General features: G+C 58.5%; 22 protein-coding genes. 17 read left to right on the top strand and 5 right to left on the bottom strand.

The genetic code is table 11. The features are described from left to right. The first annotated feature begins 286 nt into the window (after positions 1-286). On the top strand, positions 287-574 hold the full coding sequence (locus tag ABVT35_RS23080) for a hypothetical protein (RefSeq protein ID WP_368469679.1): 288 nt from the start codon (positions 287-289) through the stop codon (positions 572-574). A 187-nt stretch (positions 575-761) separates the two neighbouring features. Here the strand turns inward: ABVT35_RS23080 and ABVT35_RS23075 are convergent, their stop codons facing one another. Further along, a complete protein-coding gene (locus ABVT35_RS23075) occupies positions 762-1,688 on the bottom strand; it encodes a LysR family transcriptional regulator (RefSeq protein ID WP_368469677.1) in 927 nt (308 codons plus the stop codon). A gap of 379 nt (positions 1,689-2,067) precedes the next feature. Here ABVT35_RS23075 and torT point away from each other — a divergent pair, with 379 nt between their 5' ends. The 14 genes from torT (at position 2,068) to ABVT35_RS23005 (ending at position 15,888) form a co-directional block, all read left to right on the top strand. After that, a complete protein-coding gene (torT, locus tag ABVT35_RS23070) occupies positions 2,068-3,141 on the top strand; it encodes a TMAO reductase system periplasmic protein TorT (RefSeq protein ID WP_368469675.1) in 1,074 nt (357 codons plus the stop codon). Between the two features lie 23 nt (positions 3,142-3,164). After that, positions 3,165-4,709, top strand: a complete 1,545-nt coding sequence (locus tag ABVT35_RS23065) for a sugar ABC transporter ATP-binding protein (protein WP_368469673.1) — start codon at positions 3,165-3,167, stop codon at positions 4,707-4,709. After that, positions 4,709-5,737, top strand: a complete 1,029-nt coding sequence (locus ABVT35_RS23060) for an ABC transporter permease (protein WP_368469671.1) — start codon at positions 4,709-4,711, stop codon at positions 5,735-5,737. The genes ABVT35_RS23065 and ABVT35_RS23060 overlap by 1 nt, the downstream gene beginning before the upstream one ends. 25 nt (positions 5,738-5,762) lie before the next feature. Continuing rightward, on the top strand, positions 5,763-6,491 hold the full coding sequence (pxpA, locus tag ABVT35_RS23055) for a 5-oxoprolinase subunit PxpA (protein WP_368469670.1): 729 nt from the start codon (positions 5,763-5,765) through the stop codon (positions 6,489-6,491). Between the two features lie 32 nt (positions 6,492-6,523). Beyond that, complete coding sequence (locus ABVT35_RS23050) at positions 6,524-6,766, top strand: acetyl-CoA carboxylase (RefSeq protein WP_368469669.1); 243 nt, start codon at positions 6,524-6,526, stop codon at positions 6,764-6,766. A 13-nt stretch (positions 6,767-6,779) separates the two neighbouring features. Further along, on the top strand, positions 6,780-8,168 hold the full coding sequence (locus ABVT35_RS23045; protein ID WP_368469667.1) for an acetyl-CoA carboxylase biotin carboxylase subunit: 1,389 nt from the start codon (positions 6,780-6,782) through the stop codon (positions 8,166-8,168). Next, a complete protein-coding gene (locus ABVT35_RS23040; protein ID WP_368469665.1) occupies positions 8,165-9,040 on the top strand; it encodes an allophanate hydrolase subunit 1 in 876 nt (291 codons plus the stop codon). The genes ABVT35_RS23045 and ABVT35_RS23040 overlap by 4 nt, the downstream gene beginning before the upstream one ends. Next, positions 9,030-10,004 (top strand): biotin-dependent carboxyltransferase family protein, encoded by a 975-nt coding sequence (locus ABVT35_RS23035; protein WP_368469664.1) that lies wholly within the window; start codon positions 9,030-9,032, stop codon positions 10,002-10,004. Before ABVT35_RS23040 ends, ABVT35_RS23035 begins: the two co-directional genes overlap by 11 nt. Positions 10,005-10,101: 97 nt before the next feature. Next, positions 10,102-11,094 (top strand): biotin synthase BioB, encoded by a 993-nt coding sequence (gene bioB, locus ABVT35_RS23030; RefSeq protein ID WP_368469662.1) that lies wholly within the window; start codon positions 10,102-10,104, stop codon positions 11,092-11,094. Beyond that, complete coding sequence (locus ABVT35_RS23025; RefSeq protein ID WP_368469660.1) at positions 11,078-12,235, top strand: 8-amino-7-oxononanoate synthase; 1,158 nt, start codon at positions 11,078-11,080, stop codon at positions 12,233-12,235. Before bioB ends, ABVT35_RS23025 begins: the two co-directional genes overlap by 17 nt. Continuing rightward, positions 12,232-12,858, top strand: coding sequence for a dethiobiotin synthase (gene bioD, locus ABVT35_RS23020; RefSeq protein WP_368469658.1), 627 nt, complete (start codon positions 12,232-12,234; stop codon positions 12,856-12,858). Before ABVT35_RS23025 ends, bioD begins: the two co-directional genes overlap by 4 nt. 27 nt (positions 12,859-12,885) lie before the next feature. Beyond that, on the top strand, positions 12,886-14,154 hold the full coding sequence (locus ABVT35_RS23015; protein ID WP_368469657.1) for an adenosylmethionine--8-amino-7-oxononanoate transaminase: 1,269 nt from the start codon (positions 12,886-12,888) through the stop codon (positions 14,152-14,154). After that, positions 14,154-15,137 carry a beta-ketoacyl-ACP synthase III gene (locus ABVT35_RS23010; protein ID WP_368469656.1) on the top strand — a complete coding sequence of 328 codons (984 nt, stop codon included), beginning with the start codon at positions 14,154-14,156 and terminating at the stop codon, positions 15,135-15,137. The genes ABVT35_RS23015 and ABVT35_RS23010 overlap by 1 nt, the downstream gene beginning before the upstream one ends. 154 nt (positions 15,138-15,291) lie before the next feature. After that, positions 15,292-15,888: a hypothetical protein gene (locus tag ABVT35_RS23005; protein WP_368469655.1), complete on the top strand. Its 597-nt coding sequence runs from the start codon at positions 15,292-15,294 to the stop codon at positions 15,886-15,888. Here the strand turns inward: ABVT35_RS23005 and ABVT35_RS23000 are convergent. The 4 genes from ABVT35_RS23000 to ABVT35_RS22985 all read right to left on the bottom strand — a co-directional run bounded on the left by ABVT35_RS23000 (position 15,879) and on the right by ABVT35_RS22985 (position 18,485). Continuing rightward, entirely contained in the window at positions 15,879-16,199 is a 321-nt protein-coding gene (locus ABVT35_RS23000; RefSeq protein ID WP_368469652.1) for a hypothetical protein, read from the bottom strand. The genes ABVT35_RS23005 and ABVT35_RS23000 overlap by 10 nt on opposite strands. Positions 16,200-16,305: 106 nt before the next feature. Continuing rightward, positions 16,306-17,082: a 3-keto-5-aminohexanoate cleavage protein gene (locus ABVT35_RS22995; protein WP_368469650.1), complete on the bottom strand. Its 777-nt coding sequence runs from the start codon at positions 17,080-17,082 to the stop codon at positions 16,306-16,308. 165 nt (positions 17,083-17,247) lie between these two features. Continuing rightward, entirely contained in the window at positions 17,248-18,252 is a 1,005-nt protein-coding gene (locus ABVT35_RS22990) for a nucleotidyltransferase family protein (protein ID WP_368469649.1), read from the bottom strand. An 11-nt stretch (positions 18,253-18,263) separates the two neighbouring features. Beyond that, a complete protein-coding gene (locus ABVT35_RS22985; protein ID WP_368469648.1) occupies positions 18,264-18,485 on the bottom strand; it encodes a hypothetical protein in 222 nt (73 codons plus the stop codon). Positions 18,486-18,679: 194 nt separating this feature from the next. Here ABVT35_RS22985 and ABVT35_RS22980 point away from each other — a divergent pair, with 194 nt between their 5' ends. Together ABVT35_RS22980 and ABVT35_RS22975 are read left to right on the top strand one after the other, a co-directional pair. Continuing rightward, positions 18,680-19,591 (top strand): MurR/RpiR family transcriptional regulator, encoded by a 912-nt coding sequence (locus ABVT35_RS22980; RefSeq protein WP_368469646.1) that lies wholly within the window; start codon positions 18,680-18,682, stop codon positions 19,589-19,591. 2 nt (positions 19,592-19,593) lie between these two features. Next, entirely contained in the window at positions 19,594-20,565 is a 972-nt protein-coding gene (locus ABVT35_RS22975) for a TAXI family TRAP transporter solute-binding subunit (protein WP_368469717.1), read from the top strand. Positions 20,566-20,612 lie beyond the last annotated feature (47 nt).

Raw genomic sequence — 20,612 nt, 5'->3', positions numbered from 1 at the left:
GTTCCTCCATGACACATGTCCTTCTCCACGGCATCAACACCTCCGGCAAAAACCAAAAGTGTTACCCATGTCTCCGGTACAAAACGTCACCCATGTCTCAGGTCGCTCATTCCAGCGCTGCAGATCGCCGTTTGAAACCACGCGAACTGCACATCATCACGAAAACTTTACCGGCTATGCCTTTTTTGCGCAATTCTTGCGTTATAATCGATTTTCATTGTTTTTCGTTTTTTTGCGTTGAGGGACGCCAGAGACTTTTCGCGGGGACGGTATAAAGGAATCAGGGATGGTACCCAGATCGACACCGCAAGTCGCACTATTGTTGTTTCACCGCGCCATCGGCCAGGCCTATGGCGAGGTCACGACGATAGGTTGGCAGGGTTGGCTGACGGAAGGCGAAATCCGGCGGATCGAGGAAGAAGCGATCGCCACGATTCGAAACTGTGAATCGCTTTCCGATACTTTGCCAGATTGCGATCCTGGACCGGCTATTGACGATGCTACTGTGCTGGCTCAGGAATTTTTCGCAACCGTTCGCAGTTGTCGGGCAAAACAGCCGATTTCGAACCAATAGTGCGCGAAATATTGAATGTTTTTTCGGGAAGCGCAGGCAACTGACGTGCTTCCGGGGGACTGTTTGCATTGTGAATTTTCGATCTGCACACGCGCGCCGATTTTACCTGAGCGCGCTCAAATACCGGCACTTGTTGAAAATTCATCCGCCATCCTCGCAAGGTCGGTTTCAGCCATTGGCGTGAATATCAGTCGCGCGCGGCGCCGTATGTCTGGTCGGAGCCGATCGCAAGGTGCATGAAATCGGTAAAGGCGCGTGTCGCCGGGCTCGGTGTTGCGGAATTCGACCAGGCTATCCCGGCATCCATCGTCGGCACCGGATCGGATACCGGCATGACCTCCACCCGTCTGCCCTCAAGCGACCAGGGCCGATAGACCATGTCCGAAAGAATGGCGATGCCCATGCCGTTGGCGACCATGGAGCGCACGGCTTCAACCGACGATGTACGGAAGATCACATTCGGCCGGTATGGGCTGCGGTTCCAGTAGCGCTGTGCCGTGTTGCTTGCCTCGTCCACGGTCAGCATGATGTATGGCTCGGACGCGATATCCTGCAGCGACACGCTCGGCCGCTCTAGGAACCGGTGCTGAGCATCAACCCACAAACGGCGGCGCGAACGCAGCAGCGTATCGTAGGAAATGTCCTCCTGGTTGATGATGTTCGACGTCAGCATGACGGCGAGATCGAAGGTCCCCGCGATCAGCCCCTCCTCAATATCCGACCGGTCTGCCTCGCTGATATGCACTTCGACATTCGGGAAGCCGCGCATGAACCGTGCAAGGTGGGACGGTAGAAAATAACCCAGGACCGTGTAGCTGACGGCGAGTTTGATGTGACCGCGCACGTCGTCGCGGATGCGGCGCGGAAGGCGCACCGCCTCGTCCACCGTGGCGACGATGTGGCGGGCCTGGTCGAGGAACAGATTGCCCTCATAGGTCAGGCTGACACCGCCCGAGTGGCGTTCGAACAGCGGCGTGCCGATGGTTTCCTCAAGCGATTTGATGGCCGCCGTTACCGCAGACTGGGAGACATTTATGTCCATGGCGGCGCGGGAGACCTGACCGGCATTGGCAGTAGCGATGAAATAGCGGATTTGTCGCAGGGAGAGTTCCATCTTGTATTCCGATATCGTGTAGAACCAGATCAAATAATGCGGAAAATGCCCGTTTCGATAACAGGCCGATGACAAGCACAGATTTGCTGAACGATCATCAGTCGCGATACGTTTAATTCGTTGTTAATTATGACTTTTCTATCTCTCCAATGACCACCTCACGTGATCGCATGGTTGCATTGGCGCAGGATTTCCCGTTTGACACCTATATCTGTTTTCCAGAATTTATACCGTTTAAAATCATATTTTACAATATCACGGATCCCGTCCACCCTTGAATGGCCAATGGGAGCGGATGCCGCCATCGGGCCGCGGAATAATTTGCCGGGCCGGCACAAGGAATTGAAGCATTCGCCTGAGGAGCATGGGAGCTACTGGTATGACACGAAAACTTAAATCCCTTCTGGGCGCAGCAGCCCTGACGACCTGCCTGACATCGGTCGCCCTTGCGGGAGACTGGTATCCATATCCGGTTGAGGTCTGGGATCCACCCTTCAACATGGAAAGCGAACGCACGACGCTTGACTATCAGCCAATGCCGGCTGCATCGAAACCGTGGGAAATCTGCGTCTCGTTTCCGCATATGAAAGATGCCTACTGGCTCGGTGTCGATTACGGAGTGGCACAGGAGGCCGAACGCCTCGGCGTCAAGATGCAGCTCGTCGAGGCCGGCGGCTACACCGAACTCAACAACCAGATCTCACAAATCGAGGACTGCGTTGCCGCGGGCGCCAACGCCGTCATCATCGGCGCCATTTCCTTTGACGGGCTTAATAACATCGTCAAGGAAATCAGCGCCAAAGGCATCCCGGTCATCGATGTCATCAACGGCATGTCCTCGCCGGACCTGTCGGCGAAATCGCTGGTCTCGTTCGGCGAGATGGGCGGCAAGGCCGGTGCGTTCCTGGCCGAAAAACATCCGGCCGGCAGCGACAAAGTCAAGGTCGCCTGGTTCCCGGGACCGGCGGGCGCCGGCTGGGTTGAGGCGGGCAACACCGGTTTTGCCGGCGCCATCGACGGCTCGGCCGTTGATCTCGTCGAAACGAAATACGGCGATACCGGCAAGGAAGCGCAGGCAAAGCTCGTCGAAGACACGCTCGAAGCGCATCCGGACCTCAACTACGTCGTCGGCACGGCAGTGACTGCGGAGGCCGCCATTCCGATCCTGCGGGCGCGTGGTCTCACCGACCAGGTTAAAGTCGTCTCCTATTACTACACACCCGGCGTTGACCAGGGCATCCGGCGCAAGCAGATCCTTGCCGCCCCGACCGATTCACCGGTCATCCAGGGCCGCATTGCCGTCGATCAGGCGGTGCGCATTCTGGAGGGCAAGCCCTATCAGAAGCATGTCGGCCCGGCGCTGCGTGTCGTAACGCAAGACAATCTTGCCGATTTCGATCCGTCATCGACGCTGGCGCCGAACGGCTTCAAGCCTGTTTTCCGGGTAGACTAGAAAACAGCTGGAAACCGAAGATCATGTCCTCCCAAGACATCAAAATAGACGGTGCGCATCAAAATGATGCGCACCCCCTTCTCCAAGCCTGCAACGTCACCAAGCAGTTTCCGGGCGTCAAGGCGCTCGACGGTGTCGACTTTGAGCTCAAGGCCGGAGAAGTGCATATTCTGTTCGGCGAAAACGGTGCAGGGAAATCAACATTGATTTCGATGATCGCCGGCGCCAATACGCCGACCAGCGGCGAATTCAAATTCAACGGCGCTCCTGTGCAGCTGACCTCGGTTCACGAGGCGCGTGCGCTCGGCATCAGCGCCGTGTTCCAGGAATTTTCTCTGATTCCGCAGATGAGCGTCGAAGAAAACCTGTTTCTAGGAGCGGAAATCACCCGTTCCGGCGTTCTGCAGAAAGGCGCGCTGCACAGGCGCGCGACGGAAATCCTCAAGGACCTCGACTTTCATCTTCCGGTCAATGTGCCGGTGGACCGACTGACGAGGGCCGAACAGCAGATGGTCGAGATCGCCAAGGCATTCCGGTCGGAGCTTTCCGTGCTCATACTCGATGAGCCGACCGCTTCGCTCACACAGCATGAAACCGAACAGCTCTTCAGGCTGATTGCCCGGCTGAAGGAACAAGGTGTCGGTATTATTTACATCACGCACCGCATGTCCGAAATCCGCGAGATCGGCGACCGCATCACCATTTTGCGCGACGGCCACTACATCGACACGGTGGATGCAAAGACGACGTCGGAAGATGAGCTGGTGCGGCTGATGACCGGCCGCGTGGTCGGCCAGGTCTTCCCGACCATCCGTTTCAATCCGCAGCAGACTTTGCTCGACGTGCGGGACCTTGCGACCGCCGACAATGGTGTGCGCGGCGCGTCATTGACCGTGCGCCGCGGCGAGATTGTCGGTCTTGCCGGCCTCGTCGGATCGGGCAAATCGAAATTCGCCCAGGCCTGTTTCGGCGCGCGGCCTATCTCATCCGGCACCGTCAATTTCAAGGAAGACGACGTGACCAGTCTCTCGACGCGAAGGATGCTCGACCGCGGATTTTTGTACCTGCCGTCAGACCGCAAGAATGACGGTCTAATGATGATGCGTCCGGTGCGCGAAAACATCAGCCTGACTTCGCTGACATCGCAGCCGGTCTCAAACGGCCTGTTCTTGAGCGCAACGGGCGAAACGCGCATGGCCGGCGCGCTGGCCGAACGGCTGCATCTGGCCCCGATGCGCATCGAGCGCACGGTGGAGCATTTTTCCGGCGGCAACCAGCAGAAGGCGATGCTGGCGAGAAGCCTGACGCGCGAATTCGATCTGATTGCCTTTGACGAACCGACAGTCGGCGTCGATGTCGGCACGCGCGCGGCCATCTACAGTTTCATTGCCGAGCTTTGTGAAAACGGCGCGGCTATTCTTCTGATCTCTTCCGATCTGCCTGAAATCCTCAACCTGTCGAACCGGGCCTACGTTTTCTATCGCGGCCGGATCCAGGCGGAACTTTCCGGCGACGAGATCACCGAGGAAAATGTCCTCAAACACTTTTTTGAACGGGAGGCCGCGTGATGGCGAGCGAGGCAAGCATGAGCGCCGAAGGAACAATCAACGTATCGGACAGGCTCAAGCGGCTGTTCATCCGGCTCGGGATCCTGCCCTTCCTGCTGGTCATTGCCGTCATCGTCTTTACGCTGATGTCGGACAATTTCCTCACCGGCCGCAACCTGATGAACGTGCTGCGGCAGTCGGTCTACCTCACCATCGTATCGCTCGGGCAGATGCTGGCGCTTCTGACCGGCGGTTTCGATCTTTCGGTCGGTACCATCGTCGCGCTCTCATCCGTCGTTGGCGCGCTGGCAATGGCGAGCGCCTTCGCCGTGATGCCGGATCTCGTCTGGCTGGCGATCATGATCGGCTGCTTCTCCGGCATTCTTGCCGGAACGGTCATCGGGGTCATCAACGGTATCGGCGTATCGCTGTTCAACGTTTCGCCGTTCATGATGTCGCTTGGCATGGCCTCGGTCGGCTTCGGCGTAGCGCTCTATCTGACAGGCGGTGTTCCGGTCTACGGCATGCCACAGGCCTTCGGCGACGTGTTCGGATTCGGCGCGCTCTTCGGTGTGCCCGTGCCGGTCTATGTCGCGGCGATCATCATCCTTTGCCTCTATCTGTTTTTGAACTGGACGCCGTTCGGACGCTACTTTTACGCCGTCGGCGGAAACATCAAAGCGGCGGGCCTTTCGGGCATCAACACGCGTGCCACGCTGTTTTGGACCTATGTTTTATGCGCAGCCCTGGCGGCGGTTGCCGGCATGCTTTTGACGGCGCGGCTCGACACGGGCGAAGCCAATATCGGCGCATCCATGCCGCTTGAATCGATTGCCGCCTGTGTGATCGCCGGCGTCAGCCTGCGCGGCGGTGTCGGACGGGTCGAAAACGTGGTGCTCGGTGCATTGTTCATCGGCCTGGTGCAGAACGGAATGAACCTGGCGCGCATTGAATCCTATTTGCAGACGGTCGTCCTCGGCGCCCTTTTGATCCTGGCCGTCATCGCCGATCAGATCAGGCTGCGCTACGTCGCATCGCTGAAGAACTAGAACACAGATTGCGGAGAAGACTTAAATGTCCGTCGATATCAACTGCGACATGGGTGAAAGTTTCGGCCTTTACAGGCTGGGTGACGATGAAGCGATCATACCGCACATCACCCAGGCCAATGTCGCCTGCGGCTTTCACGGTTCCGATCCCAACCATATGCGCCAGTCAATCGAGCTGGCCCGGCGGCACGGGGTCAAGGTGGGCGCGCATTTCTCACTGCCGGATCTTGCCGGGTTCGGGCGGCGGGAAATGAAGATCGAGCGCGAGGAGATGGTCAATATCATCATCTACCAGATCGGCGCCCTTAAGGGATTTCTGGACGTCTCGGGCATCGCCCTCAACCATCTGAAGCCGCACGGTGCGCTCTACGGCATGGCCGCGAGCCAGGAACCGATCGCCCATGCCGTTGCCGACGCAGCCGAGCATTTCAAGGTCCCGGTCCTCGGTCTTGCAGGAACGCTCCATGAGGAAATCTACACGGCGCGCGGGCTTGAGTTCCACGCAGAGTTCTTTTCAGATCTCGACTATGACGATCAGGGTAAGCTGTTGATCACCCGCAAGCACGAGGCCGTCGATCCTCAACTGGCGGCGCAAAAGTCGGTCCGTGCCGTCAGCGAGGGGCTGGTGCGCAGTGTCGGCGGAACCGATGTCCCGGTTCGCGCCCAGACGATCTGCGTCCATTCCGACACGCCCAATGCGGCCGACGTCGCGCGGTCCATCCGCGTGGCACTCGAACCCTATCTGGCCGCCTAGCCGGCGACGCAAAAACACAAACGGAGACAAAAATGGCAAAACAGGAAATCCGATCCCCGCTCCCCGGCACATTCTACCGCAAGCCGGCACCGGACCAGCCGGAATTCAAGGCGCCCGGAGACAGTGTCGCCAGGGGCGACGTGATCGGGCTCGTCGAGGTGATGAAATCGTTTCACGAAATCACCTCCGAGCACGACGGCACGCTGGTCAATTTCCTTGTCGACAATGAAGAGCCGGTTGCACCGGGCCAGGTGCTGGCCGAAATCGAGAACTAGAGCGAGATCGATCATGCCTATTTCCAAACTCCTGATCGCCAATCGCGGGGAAATTGCCGTCCGGATCATCCGGGCCGCCCGTGAACTCGGCATTGAAACCGTCCAGGTTCACAGCACCGCCGACAAGGATTCTCTTGCCGTTGAGATTGCCGACGAGGCAGTCGAGATCGGACCGCCGGCTGCTGCCAAATCCTATCTCAACGTTGAAGCCATTTTGGACGCAGCACGCAAAACGAGGGCAGACGCCATTCACCCCGGCTACGGGTTTCTGGCCGAAAACGCCGATTTTGCCGATGCAGTGGAGGCAGCGGGCATGGCCTTTGTCGGGCCGCGTGGCGACACGATCCGCCGGATGGGTGACAAGGCCGCAGCCAGGCAGGCTGCGCAGGAAGCGGGCGTTCCGACTGTGCCCGGCAGCGATGGTCTGCTGGCGGATGCGGGCGATGCCCGGCAGCTGGCCGACAAAATCGGCTATCCGGTGATGATCAAGGCGACCGCCGGCGGCGGCGGGCGCGGCATACGTATTGCCTGTAATGGCGATGAGCTGGACAAGCTTGCGCCGCAGGCGGCATCGGAGGCAAGCGCAGCGTTTGGAGACGGCGGGCTTTATCTTGAGAAGGTCATCGAGCGGGCACGGCACATCGAAGTGCAGATCCTCGGAGACGGCGAAAATGTCATTCACTGCTTCGAGCGTGAGTGCTCGCTGCAGCGGCGGCGGCAGAAAGTCTGGGAGGAAGCGCCATCGCCAGCCCTCAACCCGGAAACGCGCGAGGCGTTGTGCGCATCGGCGGTACGGCTTGCAAAATCCGTCGGCTATCGCGGAGCCGGTACCATCGAATATCTCTTCGACGACGCATCGGGCGAGTTCTATTTCATCGAGATGAATACCCGCATCCAGGTGGAGCACCCGGTAACCGAAGAGATCACCGGCACGGACCTTGTGGCCGAAATGATCCGCATTGCCGGCGGCGCTGCGCTCTCCGTCAGCCAGGCGGACCTGGCTATCAACGGCCATGCTATCGAAGTGAGGATCAACGCCGAGGATCCGGCAAATAATTTCATGCCCTTCCCGGGCCTCGTCGGCGATTTTCGCTTTCCGGGAGGCCCCGGCGTGCGCTTCGATCACATGCTTTATCCGGGTTATCAGATACCGCCCTTCTACGACTCGCTTCTTGGAAAGCTGATCGTCCGGGGGGCGACCCGAGAACAGGCAATCAAACGACTTAAAAGCGCCGTTTCTGAGTTTCGTATCGACGGGCTGAAAACCACGGCACCGCTGTTTCTGGCGCTCGCCGAAGACGAGCATGTGCAAAGCGGCGCGTTCCATACGGGATGGCTGGAGCCTTGGCTCGAAAACAACAGCGCCGGTCTGGCGCAAAACCAGGGAGGCATTGCGGCATGACATCGCGATATTCATTCGGCGGCGACGAGCACATCTTCGTGGAGGTCAGCGAGGACATGTCGCTGGAGGCCTTTTTCAAGAGCCTTTCGATCACCAACGCCGTGCGCGACGCGGCCATCAAGGGCGTAACGGAAATATGCCCGGCCAATGCGTCATTTCAGATCAAATTCGATCCGGACATTGTGCACCCCGACGACCTGATGGCCGAATTGAAGCGCATCGAGGAAACCGCCGAACATGCTGACGCGATTTTGGAGACCCGCATCATCGAGATACCGGTCTACTATCAGGATCCTTGGACCAACGAGACGCTGATGCGGTTTCGCGAGCGTCATCAGGATCCCGATTCAACCGACATTGAATACGCCGCCGAAATCAACGGCTTTTCGACAGTGGACGAATTCATCGAGGCCCATTCGGGTTCGCCCTGGTTCGTTTCCATGGTCGGGTTCGTTGCCGGACTGCCGTTTCTTTATCAGATGGTCGACCGGCCGAGGCAGATCCAGGTGCCTAAGTACCTGCGGCCGCGCACCGACACGCCGAAACTGACGGTGGGCTATGGCGGCTGCTTTTCCTGCATCTATTCGGTGCGTGGCGCCGGCGGCTACCAGATGTTCGGCATCACGCCGATGCCGATCTACGATCCGGCGCAGGAGGTTACCTATCTGAAGGACTTCATGGTGTTCTTCAAACCCGGCGACATCGTCAAGTGGAAGCCCATCGGCCGCGAGGAATACGACCAGGCTGTCGCCGATGTCGAGGCGGGACGGTTCATGCCGCGCATGAAGGAAGTCACCTTTTCGCTAGAGGAATTCAATCGCGACATTGACGGCACAAACGCCAAACTGCTGGAGGCTCTCAATGGCTGTTAATGTTCTTTCACCGGGTCTTTTGACCACGATCCAGGACATGGGACGTCCGGGCTACTACCATCTTGGCATTCCGATCGGCGGCGCAATGGACCGCATGGCGTTGCGCTGCGCCAATCTGCTTGTCGGCAATGACGAAAACGCAGCGGGTCTCGAGGCGGTATTCACCGGACCTGAACTGGAGTTTACCGGCGAGGCCACCGTCGCCGTCACCGGCGCAGAGCTGCCTCCCAAGCTCGACGGAACGCCTATGGAATGCTGGGCTTCCTTCAAGGTGAAGGCCGGCCAGATACTCTCCTTCGATTATCTGCGCGCGGGCGCACGCGCCTATATCGCCATTTCTGGCGGCATAGACACGCCGAAGGCGCTCGGCAGCCGCTCGACTTATGCCATCGGCGCGCTCGGCGGCGTTGACGGGCGGGCTCTGCAGGCGGGCGACGTGCTTCCGCTTGGCGTGGCAACGGCAGGCAATGAGGGCAAGACCGTTCCCAAAGAGCTGCGCATTTCGCCTGGCAATCCCGCCGAACTGCGTGTCCTGCCGGGGCTCTACTGGCACCGCATCACCGAAGACTCCGGCGAACGCTTTTTCGCCGAATCATGGAAAGTCGCGGGCGAGGCCGACCGCATGGGCTACCGTTTCCAGGGCGGAACGCCGCTGGAGTTCATCGACCGCGAGCCGCCTTTCGGAGCCGGCTCAGACCCGTCCAACATTACCGATGCCTGCTATCCCTACGGATCGATCCAGGTGCCGGGGGGCACGGAACCGATTGTCCTTCACCGGGACGCGGTTTCCGGCGGCGGCTATTTCATGATCGGCACGGTCATATCAGCCGATATGGACCTGATCGGGCAGCTTCAACCGCACACGCAGACCCGCTTCGTGAAGACGGATATGCACGGTGCGCTGGCCGCGCGAGCGGACCGGGCGCGGACGCTGAATGCCGTGCGGGAGATCCTTTCAATGTGATCCCGGCATCAGACGAAAGAAGCCCCCGATAGCATTTGCGCCTTTCAGGACCGGGTGCTAAACGGGGGCACCTTTTGAAACGAAGTGATTGTGAAGAATGAATAGCACTGCCGCAAAAGCCTGGACGCGCGACGAAGCGCAAGCGATCTACGATCTGCCCTTCAACGACCTGATTTTCAAAGCCCAGAGCGTACATCGGGAGCATTTCGATCCCAATCGCGTTCAAAAAAGCCAGCTTTTGAGCATCAAGACGGGTGGCTGCCCGGAAGATTGCGGCTATTGCAGCCAGTCGGCCCATCACAACACCGGCCTTTCGGCCTCCAAGCTGATCGAAGTGGAGCGGGTACTGGCCGAAGCGCGGCGCGCCAAGGAAGCCGGATCGACGCGCTACTGCATGGGCGCCGCGTGGCGCAATCCGAAACCACGCGACATGCCTGCGCTGACGGCCATGATCGAGGGTGTCAAGGCGATGGGCATGGAAACCTGCATGACACTTGGCATGCTGACGCCCGAGCAGGCGCTGGAGCTCAAAGGCGCCGGGCTCGACTACTACAATCACAATGTCGATACCTCCGAGCGCCACTACAGCGAGATCATCACCACCCGCACCTATGCTGACCGGCTCGACACGCTCGCCAATGTGCGCGATGCGGGCATGAAGATCTGCTCCGGCGGAATTTTGGGCATGGGCGAGGAAGCGCAGGACCGCATCGATATGCTGATCACGCTGGCGAACCTTCCCGAGCCGCCCGAAAGCGTCCCGATCAACATGCTCATCCCGATCGAGGGAACGCCACTTGCAGAGGCCGAGCCGATCGATCCGCTGGACTTCGTGCGCACCATTGCGCTTGCCCGCATCATGATGCCGACAAGCTATGTCCGCCTTTCGGCAGGCCGCACGGAAATGTCAGACGAAACCCAGGCGCTGTGCTTCCTGGCCGGCGCCAATTCCATCTTTGCCGGCGACACGCTTCTGACAACCGACAATCCGGAAGACGACGTGGACGCGGTGCTGTTCCGCAAGCTTGGCCTGCAGCCGGAAGAACTGGAGGCGCAGGAGGAAATCGCAACCCATGTTGCAGCGGAATGACAGTGCCGGCCACCTGACGCGCTACGAAACATCCCTGCGGCGGCTCGCCCGGCGGGGCCGCCTGCGCGGCCTGTCGCAAACCAGCGGCGTTGATTTTTCTTCCAACGATTATCTCGGCCTTGCCAATGATCCGCGCCTGGCAGGTGCATTGAATGCAGCCGTCGAACGCGGTGTGCCGATCGGCGCCGGCGGCTCGCGGCTGCTACGCGGCAATGATCCCGAACACGAAATGCTGGAGGAGGAGGCGGCGCGGTTCTTCGGCGCTGAAGCCGCGCTTTATTTCGGCAGCGGCTTCATGGCCAACTACGCGCTGCTCGCCTGCCTTCCGCAAAAGACTGATCTTGTTATCCTCGACGCGCTCGTTCACGCCAGCTCCCGTGACGGCGCAGGTGCAACCCGAGCCACAGTTGCAACAGCAAAACATAATGATGCGCAGTCCTTCGAGGACGCGATCATCGCATGGCGCAATGCCGGCGGACAGGGCCGGCCGTGGATTGCCGTTGAAAGCCTTTACAGCATGGATGGCGACCGCGCACCGCTCGCCGACCTCCTGGAGGTCGCAGATCGTCATGACGGCTTTGTTCTTGTCGACGAAGCGCATGCGACCGGGGTCTTCGGTGAAAACGGGCGCGGCGTTGCAGCCGACTATGAGGGACGCGACAACGTCATCATCCTGCACACCTGCGGCAAGGCGCTGGGCGCATCCGGCGCGCTGGTGTGTCTTTCGAAGGTTCTGGCAGACTATCTCGTCAACCGCTCGAGGCCCTTCATCTTTGCGACCGCTCCTTCGCCGCTGATGGCAACGGCGGTGCGCGAATCCCTGCGCATTCTTCACGATGAGCCTGAGCGCCGTACGCGCCTCCTGGCAATGGTGTCCCAATTGGCCGAAGGCCTGGCCGGCCTCGGGCTTGAAGTCTCGGGCTCGCAGATACAGCCCGTCATCATCGGCAATGCGGATGCGACGATGAATTGCGCCGGGGCATTGCAAGCGCGTGGCTTCGACATTCGCGGCATCCGCCCGCCGACCGTGCCGGAGGGCACGTCGCGCCTCAGAATATCCATAACGCTGAATACGGATCAAACATCGGTTGCCGCAATGTTATCGGCACTTGGTGAAGAGCTGGATGGGTTGAGACAATGAGCCGCCTCGTCGTCGTCGGAACGGATACGGATGTAGGCAAGACCGTCTTTGCCGCCGGTCTCACCGCGGCGCTCGGCGCAACCTACTGGAAGCCGGTCCAGGCGGGTCTCGAAGGCGGAACGGATTCGCAGACGGTGCAAAGCCTGGCGGGATTGCCTGATGACAGGGTCCTGCCTGAGGCCTACCGGCTGAAAAGCCCGCTTTCGCCGCACCGCTCCGCCGAGATCGACGAGGTGAGCATCGATCCGGCGCGGCTTGAACCGCCCGCAACAGACGGACCTCTGGTCATCGAGGCTGCGGGCGGCCTTCTCGTGCCACTGACCCGCGAGTTGCTCTTTGCCGACGCCATTGCGTCTTGGAGACTGCCGGTCGTGCTTGTCGGACGCACGGCGCTGGGTGCAATCAATCATGCGCTCTTGTCCATCGAGGCGCTGAGAAAGCGTGACCTCCATATTGTCGGCATGGCCTTTGTCGGCGAGGAGATTGCCGATACCCAGACCACAATTGCCGAAATGGGTAATGTCCGCCAGCTCGGACGGTTGCCCGTCCTCGACCCGCTGACACCAGAGACACTGCATGAGGCATTTGCGCAGTCGTTCGACATTGATGATTTCCGCGTTTGAAAATGCCGCAGCGAGACAGGTGAGCCGATGAACAGCAGCAAGAATTTCCCGATCTGGCATCCCTTCACCCAGCATGCCGTATTGCCCGATATGGTGCACATCACCGGCGGCGAAGGGGCTTATCTGACGACAAAGGACGGACGCCGGATCTTTGACGGGGTTTCAAGCTGGTGGGTTGTCACCCATGGCCATTGCCATCCGAAGATCATCAACGCAATCAAGGAACAGGCGGGCAGGCTCGATCAGGTGATCTTTGCAGGTCACACGCACGATCCCGCCGAGCAGCTTGCCGAACGGCTCCTGGAACTGACGCCGTCGACACTCAATCATGTGTTTTTCTCCGACAGCGGCTCAACCTCGGTCGAGGTCGCTCTCAAAATGGCTCTCGGCTACTGGCAAAACATCGGAAATAAGGACCGCACACGTATCATTGTGTTGGAAAACGGCTATCACGGCGACACGATCGGCACCATGTCGGTGGGCGAGCGCGGCGTCTATAATGCCGCCTACGAGCCGTTGATGTTCGACGTCACCTCCATCCCCTTCCCGGCGCCGAACGACGACGACGCAACGCTCGCGGCGCTGGAAAAAGCCTGCAAAGCCGGCGATGTTGCCGCCTTCATTGTCGAGCCGCTGGTGCTCGGTGCCGGCGGCATGCTGATGTATTCCCCGGACACACTCGGCCAGATGAAGGCCGTGTGCGAGGCGCATGACGTGCTTTTCATCGCCGACGAGGTCATGACCGGCTGGGGCCGCACCGGGTCGATGTTTGCCTGCGAGATCGCCGGTATCGAGCCGGATATCGCCTGCTATTCGAAAGGTATCACCGGTGGTTCGCTACCGCTCGCTGTCACGCTTTGCCGCTCGGAGATCTTCCAGGCGCATTATTCGACCGACCGCTCAAAGACGTTTTTCCATTCCAGCTCCTACACGGCCAACCCGATCGCCTGCGCTGCGGCGGTCGCCAATCTGGAGATCTGGCGGGATGAACCGGTGCTCGACAGGATTGCCGGCCTTGCCGGCATGCAGCACGAATGGCTGGTCCGCATCGGCGACGATGAACGGTTTGAAAATACCCGCCAGTGCGGAACCATCACTGCAATGGACCTGAAAGTGCGCGACGAGGGCTATCTTTCCAACGTCGGCCCGAAACTCTATGCCTTCTTCCAGGAACGCAACCTGCTGCTTAGGCCGCTCGGCAACACGATCTACGTGCTGCCGCCCTACTGCACGACGCAGGCCGATCTCGACAACGTTTACGGTGCCATCACCGACGCGGCGGAGGCCTTTGCCTGATGAATGCCGCCGTACGCATTGCGGGACTGGGGCACCATGCTCCGGAACGAGTCGTGCCCAACGCCGAAATCGAAGCGCGCTTCGGGCTGGAGGACGGCTGGATCGCACGGCGATCGGGCATTTATAACCGGCGCTATGCGAACGACAACGAAGCGCTGACCGATATCGCCCTGCCCGCGGCTGAAATGGCGTTGCGCGGAAGCGGATTGGAGCCTTCTGACATCGGCCTGCTGCTGCTTGCAACCAGCACGCCCGATCACCTTTTGCCGCCGTCTGCGCCGCCGCTTGCGCACCGGCTGGGGCTCGCAACTCCGGGTGCCGTCGATATCACCGGTGCCTGTGGCGGTTTCCTTTACGCGCTGAGCTTTGCCGACAGTTTCGTCCGGCTGCAGAAAAAGCCGGCACTGGTGGTTGCCGCCAATATTCTCAGCCGCCGCATCAACCCGGATGAGCGCGCCAGCGCGGTGCTCTTTGCCGATGCGGCCGGCGCTATTGTGCTGACGCCGCAGGAGCAAGGTGATAGTGGACTTCAGTCTCTTGAACTATGCTCGGACGGTGCGGGCTACGACCTGATTAAAATCCCCATGGGCGGCACCCGCTTTCCCTTCGATCCGGCAGCGGACCCTGCTTTGCTTAAAATGCAGATCGAAAACGGCAAGCGGGTTTTCTCACACGCCGTGCACATGATGGCGGACAGCGCCGCAACGGTGCTCGAACGGGCCGGCATCAGCGCAAAGGATGTCGACCGCTTTGTGCCGCACCAGGCCAACCGGCGCATGTTCGACGCAGTGGCCCATGCCATCGATATGCCTGTCGACAGGATCCAGTCGTCGATCGGCGAATACGGCAACAGCTCGGCGGCAACCATTCCACTTACCCTGTCGCTGTCGCATCGGATCACACCGTTGCAAGAGGGCGAAATGCTGCTCTTTTCCGCTGCAGGCGCCGGCATGACCGGCGGTTCGGCGCTCTGGCGGGTTTAGCCTCTCATGAGTTTCCTTATCCCCAAATCCCTCCAAATGTAAGCAATCAATTGTACCGACTAGAGATACCGGTAGAGTGCATCAGATGACGGCCCGATTAACAATATTTTAACCATATGATTCTGTTACTGTTTTCTACAAAGGGAGATTCGTAATGGCTGACCTCACCTACAATCTAAACGGTGGCTTTAAGCCAACTCTGAAGCGCCACGCCGATCTGAATGGACCGGACTACTTTCCTACCCCTGCGTGGGCCACATTTGCGCTTGCCGACAACGAACGCTTTGAAGGAGAAATTTGGGAATGTGCGTGCGGCGATGGCGCCATGTCCGAAGTGTTTGAAGAAGTAGGGTACAACGTTATTAGTTCCGACCTATATGATCGAGGCTTTGGTGAAAGCGGTGTTGATTTTTTAACGACTAAGCGGCAATGCGACAACATTGTAACTAACCCACCCTACAATTGTGCTGAAGGCTTCGTTTCGTCCGGCATTGCAAACACTCAAAAGAAATTTGCGCTCCTTCTTCGTCTTGCATTTCTAGAAGGTGCCAACAGAGCGCGCACCATCTTTTCAGAATATCCCCCTAGTCGCGTTTGGGTTTTCAGTGAGCGGATTACGTTTTACCCAGCCGGAGCTGAGCGCAAGGGCTCTGGAACAACCGCCTATGCATGGTTTGTGTGGGACAAAGACGCGCCAGGAAATACAGAACTTAAATGGTTCAAACCTGGCTACAAATCTAGCTATTCTTGAACTAGACCTTTATGAACTAAGTGCCTGTGTCCGGCTTCCGTGAGACGGTAGCGACCCCAACCAATATGTTCAACAAATCCTTCAGCGATGACATTGCCTTCAGCCTCATGGTGAGACTTGAGATTTCTGACGCGCTGTTCCCAGACCTCCTCACCAGGTCTAGTTGGAGATGGCTCTCGGTCTCCATTCGTTAGTTTCACATAATTGGGAACTTTTTTAACAAGCGTGCGAACAGTCGCCTCGCCTTTTGGTTCGTTTGCAAGAACTTGCATAACCGCCAGTCCGATCGCAGGTTCAGATGTTAATGCCATAGCCTACCTCCAATAAGAAATAGGTATGCTAATCTGGTTGTTTGCAATTGGGGAGTCGCTTTTAACGTGTACTCGTAAAATTCCAATTCTTTTTAGCTCATCCAACTCACGTCAGCACCCGCACCAGTTCCCGCACCCGTTCGGCATTGTCCGCCGCGATCAGCCCGTCGCGGTTCCAAAAGCTGTTTTCAAATCCGATGCGCGCATTGCCGCCACGTCTTATGGCCTCAGTAAGGCAATCGGTTTCGTTGCGGCCAAAGGCGCAGAGCCCCCACTGCAGATCCTCCGTTACATTTTCCTGAAGCGATAACGCGCTCAGGAACGGATCCATGTCCGAGACATCGCTCTGCTGATCCTTGGCGTAACGCCCGAGCACAAACAAAAGCTGCAGGTTTCCTGCCGGAATGTCACCCTTGCCGACATGTTCAAACAGGGTTGCTACCTCGTCGGCTTCATAAAGAATGTGCTGAACAGCAATATCGGCTTCATGGGCCCAATGATAAAAGTCCCGCGCCGCCTGCCGTTCACCGTCATCCGGCAACATTTCGCGCAGCGCGACGGATACGGCTCTCGGCATGACGTCCCGCACCACCTGCCTCTGGGCGTCGGGTTTATAGCGGCCGACCGCCTCCGTTGTTATCTGAACGGCCATATCGGGCACACTCACGGCAAGTTGCGCCACAAGTTCCCGGTAGAGCCCTGCGTCGAGAACATGTTCGCCGTTCTGATCGCGCACATGGGCGTGGATCGCCGTTGCACCGGCCTCAAAGCATTGTCTTGCCGCTTCAACCGTTTCGGCGATCGTGACCGGCAGCGCCGGATGATCGGCTTTGGTTCTGCGCGCGCCGTTTGGCGCAACCATGATGCGGGCGAGTTTTTCCACGTGACTGTCCTTCTTCAAAACCGCAATTAACGGGCAGCCTCAAATCGGGCTGCGGGCCGGACAACTCAGGGCGCGGACTCCAGCGCGCGGATGATACAAACGTTTCAGTATTTGGCAAGCATTGTCATTTTTGTGACATCGCAAGCGTATCCCGGCAGATGAGGATCAGCTACGCGGCACCACATGCTGAGCCAAGCGGAAGGTGTTACGGCGCATGCTGGAGCGATGGCCACGATCATTCCACGTATCAAACACCGCATCGGCTGTAACAAGGCGGCGGCACCGGCGGTAGTCGCGGCGACCGGACAGCTTTTCCTGAGCCTGTGTTGCTGTGAAGTTATCAAAAAGGGCATCGACCAGATCGAGGCAGACAAGCGCCTCCAGTCGCGCACCCAGTTGATCCAGCACCTGATCCAGATGTTCAACGTCCCGGTCTTCAAGCCGCCGCACGGCCTGTAAAACATCAACCAGCAACTGCAGCCGGTTGAACTTGTGACTGGCCGAAGCATGAATGACGGCTGTCATGAAATGCGCTGCAGCTGGAAAGTCACCACCGCCGGCAACGGTCATGTATTCATCGAAACCAAATGAAATGTGCCGCCTAAGACCGGCGTTGTGAACCAGATTGCCGTGCAACTCGATGACAATGGCGGGATCTTCGAGCAACACCCATTTCTGCTCCATATGGCTGCGGGATTTGTCCCAGATCCATCGCCTGGAGTGAAAAAATCCGGCGTCCTTGAGCAGCGGCGCGATTGCGCGCACCGCTGAGGGGTGTGCGAGGATATCGATATCCGTGAAGGGCCGGTCCGACGCTTTTTCGTAAAGTGCACTGGTGAATACGGGCCCCTTGACGATCTTGGCCTGAAGACCTGCGCCTTCAATAGCCAGCATGATCCGCTTTGCGTGAGCCTCAAGGTTCAGGCATTTCGCATTGGCAAGAAACTGTCTTTCACGCACGCCGTCGATCAGCGCGACATAAGGCGGCTCCTGAGGCAGCGCTTCGAGCAGCTTTGGCAAGGCCGCGGGCTCAATCCCGTGATGTCGAACCGCGTCGAAGAGATCCTGAGGGGCTATATTCAGGCATGTTTCAGTGGGCGGCGCAGACGCCTGCGGATCGGCAAGGGCACGAAGCACCTGCTTCAATTCTTCTTTTGTTGTCGCCCTCACATTGCCCGAATTCATCGCGCACCGTTTTTCGCTTCATGAGGTTCGATGTCTGCTTCCTTCTTCAACTGCACCCAAGGCATTCCGATGGCCTTCGCCACGATCCGATTTGCCCGGCACATTGTGTGCACAACCTGTGACCCTGAAAGATAGGGCGGAACACCCACCTTCATCAATTCGGACTGCAGATTGTCCGGCTTCCATTCGCGCTTGCGGCCAAAATAACGTCTGTGCATCGCACCATTGTGCCGAAAGTGGAGCGTCTTGCAATCGAGGAGCGACCCGAAAGTTTGTGGTTCCGCCCCGTCAATTGCCCGACCGTTACACGCAAACCCCCAAGATTTTATGATACAAATGTTTCATTGATTGACAAAGTCGGATTTGTTTGAAACAGTCTGTTTCAGAACCGGACAACCGGCGGAGGTTAGGGTTGGAGAGCCGTCCATCGATCAATGACTTGATCGCGCTTCACTATGACGCCTTGAGTCCACAGCTGAAGATTGCGGCAGACCATGTCGTCGGTCACCACGACGACGTCGCAAGCCGGTCGCTGCGCGCCATTGCCGCGAGCAGCAATCTGAACCCGCCAACATTCTCACGCCTTGCCCGGGCTCTCGGACTTGGCTCCTACGAAGAAATGCGGGAATTGTGCCGCAACGAAATCAAATATCGCAGCATCAGCTTCGCCGAAAAAGCGGGCCTTCTGCAGTCAGAAGGCGAAGAAGATGCCGACGAGGAGCAGCACACACCGTTTGCGCTTCGACAATCGGCGTCTGCGATCCGCAATATCGACCAATTCGCCAATGAGCTCGATATTGCGCGTTTGCGCACCGTCGCAGACCGGCTGGTCGCGTCACAACGCGTATTCCTGGCCGGATCGCTGGCATCGGTCGGTTTTGCACAGTATTTCGGTTATCTTGCAAATCTGGCCTTTTCCCACTGGCATGTGGTGGGCCAGAACGGCGTGGCGCTGGCAACCGCGCTTACCGGGCTGTCCAGCACCGATGCCGTGCTGGTCATTATGAAGAACCCTTATGCGAAACGCTCGGTTGACGCCGCGCAGATTGCCCATGAATCGGGTGCATTTGTCGTCGTCATTTCCGATTCAATCTCCTGTCCCGCATTTCGTTTCGCATCCCACTATTTCATTGTCCCGACGGACAGTCCGCAATTCTTCTCCTCATACATCGCAACCTTGGTGCTTCTTGAATCACTGATGGGAATGGTTATCCGCCGTTCCGGTCCCGAAGCGCGCGAGCGGCTGAAGGAGGTGGAGACGAATAATCACCGGCTGGGAGAATACTGGCAGGTGACGCAACCAACATCGAACAGGGAGTTGTAATGATGTTATCACGACGCAGCATGCTCGCCGGAACCGCCGTGGCTCTGTCCATAGGCTTGGGTGGAACGGCCATTGCGGAAGAGAAGTTTGTAACCATCGGAACCGGTGGGCAGACAGGCGTTTACTATCAGGTCGGCGGCGCCATCTGCCGTCTCGTCAATCGCGGCACAAAGGATCACGAGATCAAGTGCACGCACACTACCGGCGGTTCCGTTGCAAATATCAACGGTATCCGCACCGGTGATCTCGATCTCGGCGTTGCCCAGTCCGACTGGCAGTACCACGCCTATAACGGCACGGCGCCCGACAAGTTCCCGGATGGAAAATTTGATGGCCTGCGCGCCGTATTTTCGGTTCACCCCGAGCCGTTCACCGTTGTTGCCCGCGCCGATTCCGGCATCAACAACATCGATGACCTGAAAGGCAAGCGCGTCAATATCGGCAACCCGGGATCGGGCCAGCGCGGCACGATGGAAGTGCTGATGGACAAGATGGGCTGGTCGATGGACGATTTCGCACTGGCGTCAGAGCTGAAATCAGCCGAACAGGCCGCAGCGCTTTGCGACAACAAGGTTGATGCGATCGTCTTCACGGTCGGTCACCCCAACGGATCGATCAAGGAAGCGACGACGTCGTGCGAATCCAAACTGATCAATGTCGACAATGATGCGGCCAAGGGTCTTGCCAGCGACAACGACTTTTACGCTATGGCAACCATTCCGGGCGGCATGTACACGGGCACGGACGATGACGTGACAACGTTCGGTGTCGGTGCAACTTTCGTATCCTCGACGGATACGCCGGACGAGGTGGTCTATGAAATCACCAAGGCCGTCTTTGAGAATTTCGACCGGTTCAAGAAGATGCACCCGGCATTCGCGAATCTCAAAGAAGAGAACATGATCAAGAACAATTTGTCGGCCCCGCTGCATGACGGCGCCGTCAAATATTACAAGGAACGCGGCTGGATGTGACCGGCGCTTACCCCGGGGGCGGATTACGATCCGCCCCCGATTGCTTT

Source organism: Hoeflea sp. TYP-13, from assembly GCF_040932035.1.
In the GTDB taxonomy this organism is placed as follows: Bacteria; Pseudomonadota; Alphaproteobacteria; order Rhizobiales; family Rhizobiaceae; genus Hoeflea_A.
Note: the sequence above shows the minus strand (reverse complement) of the source record. Positions and strands in the feature narration are given on the sequence as shown.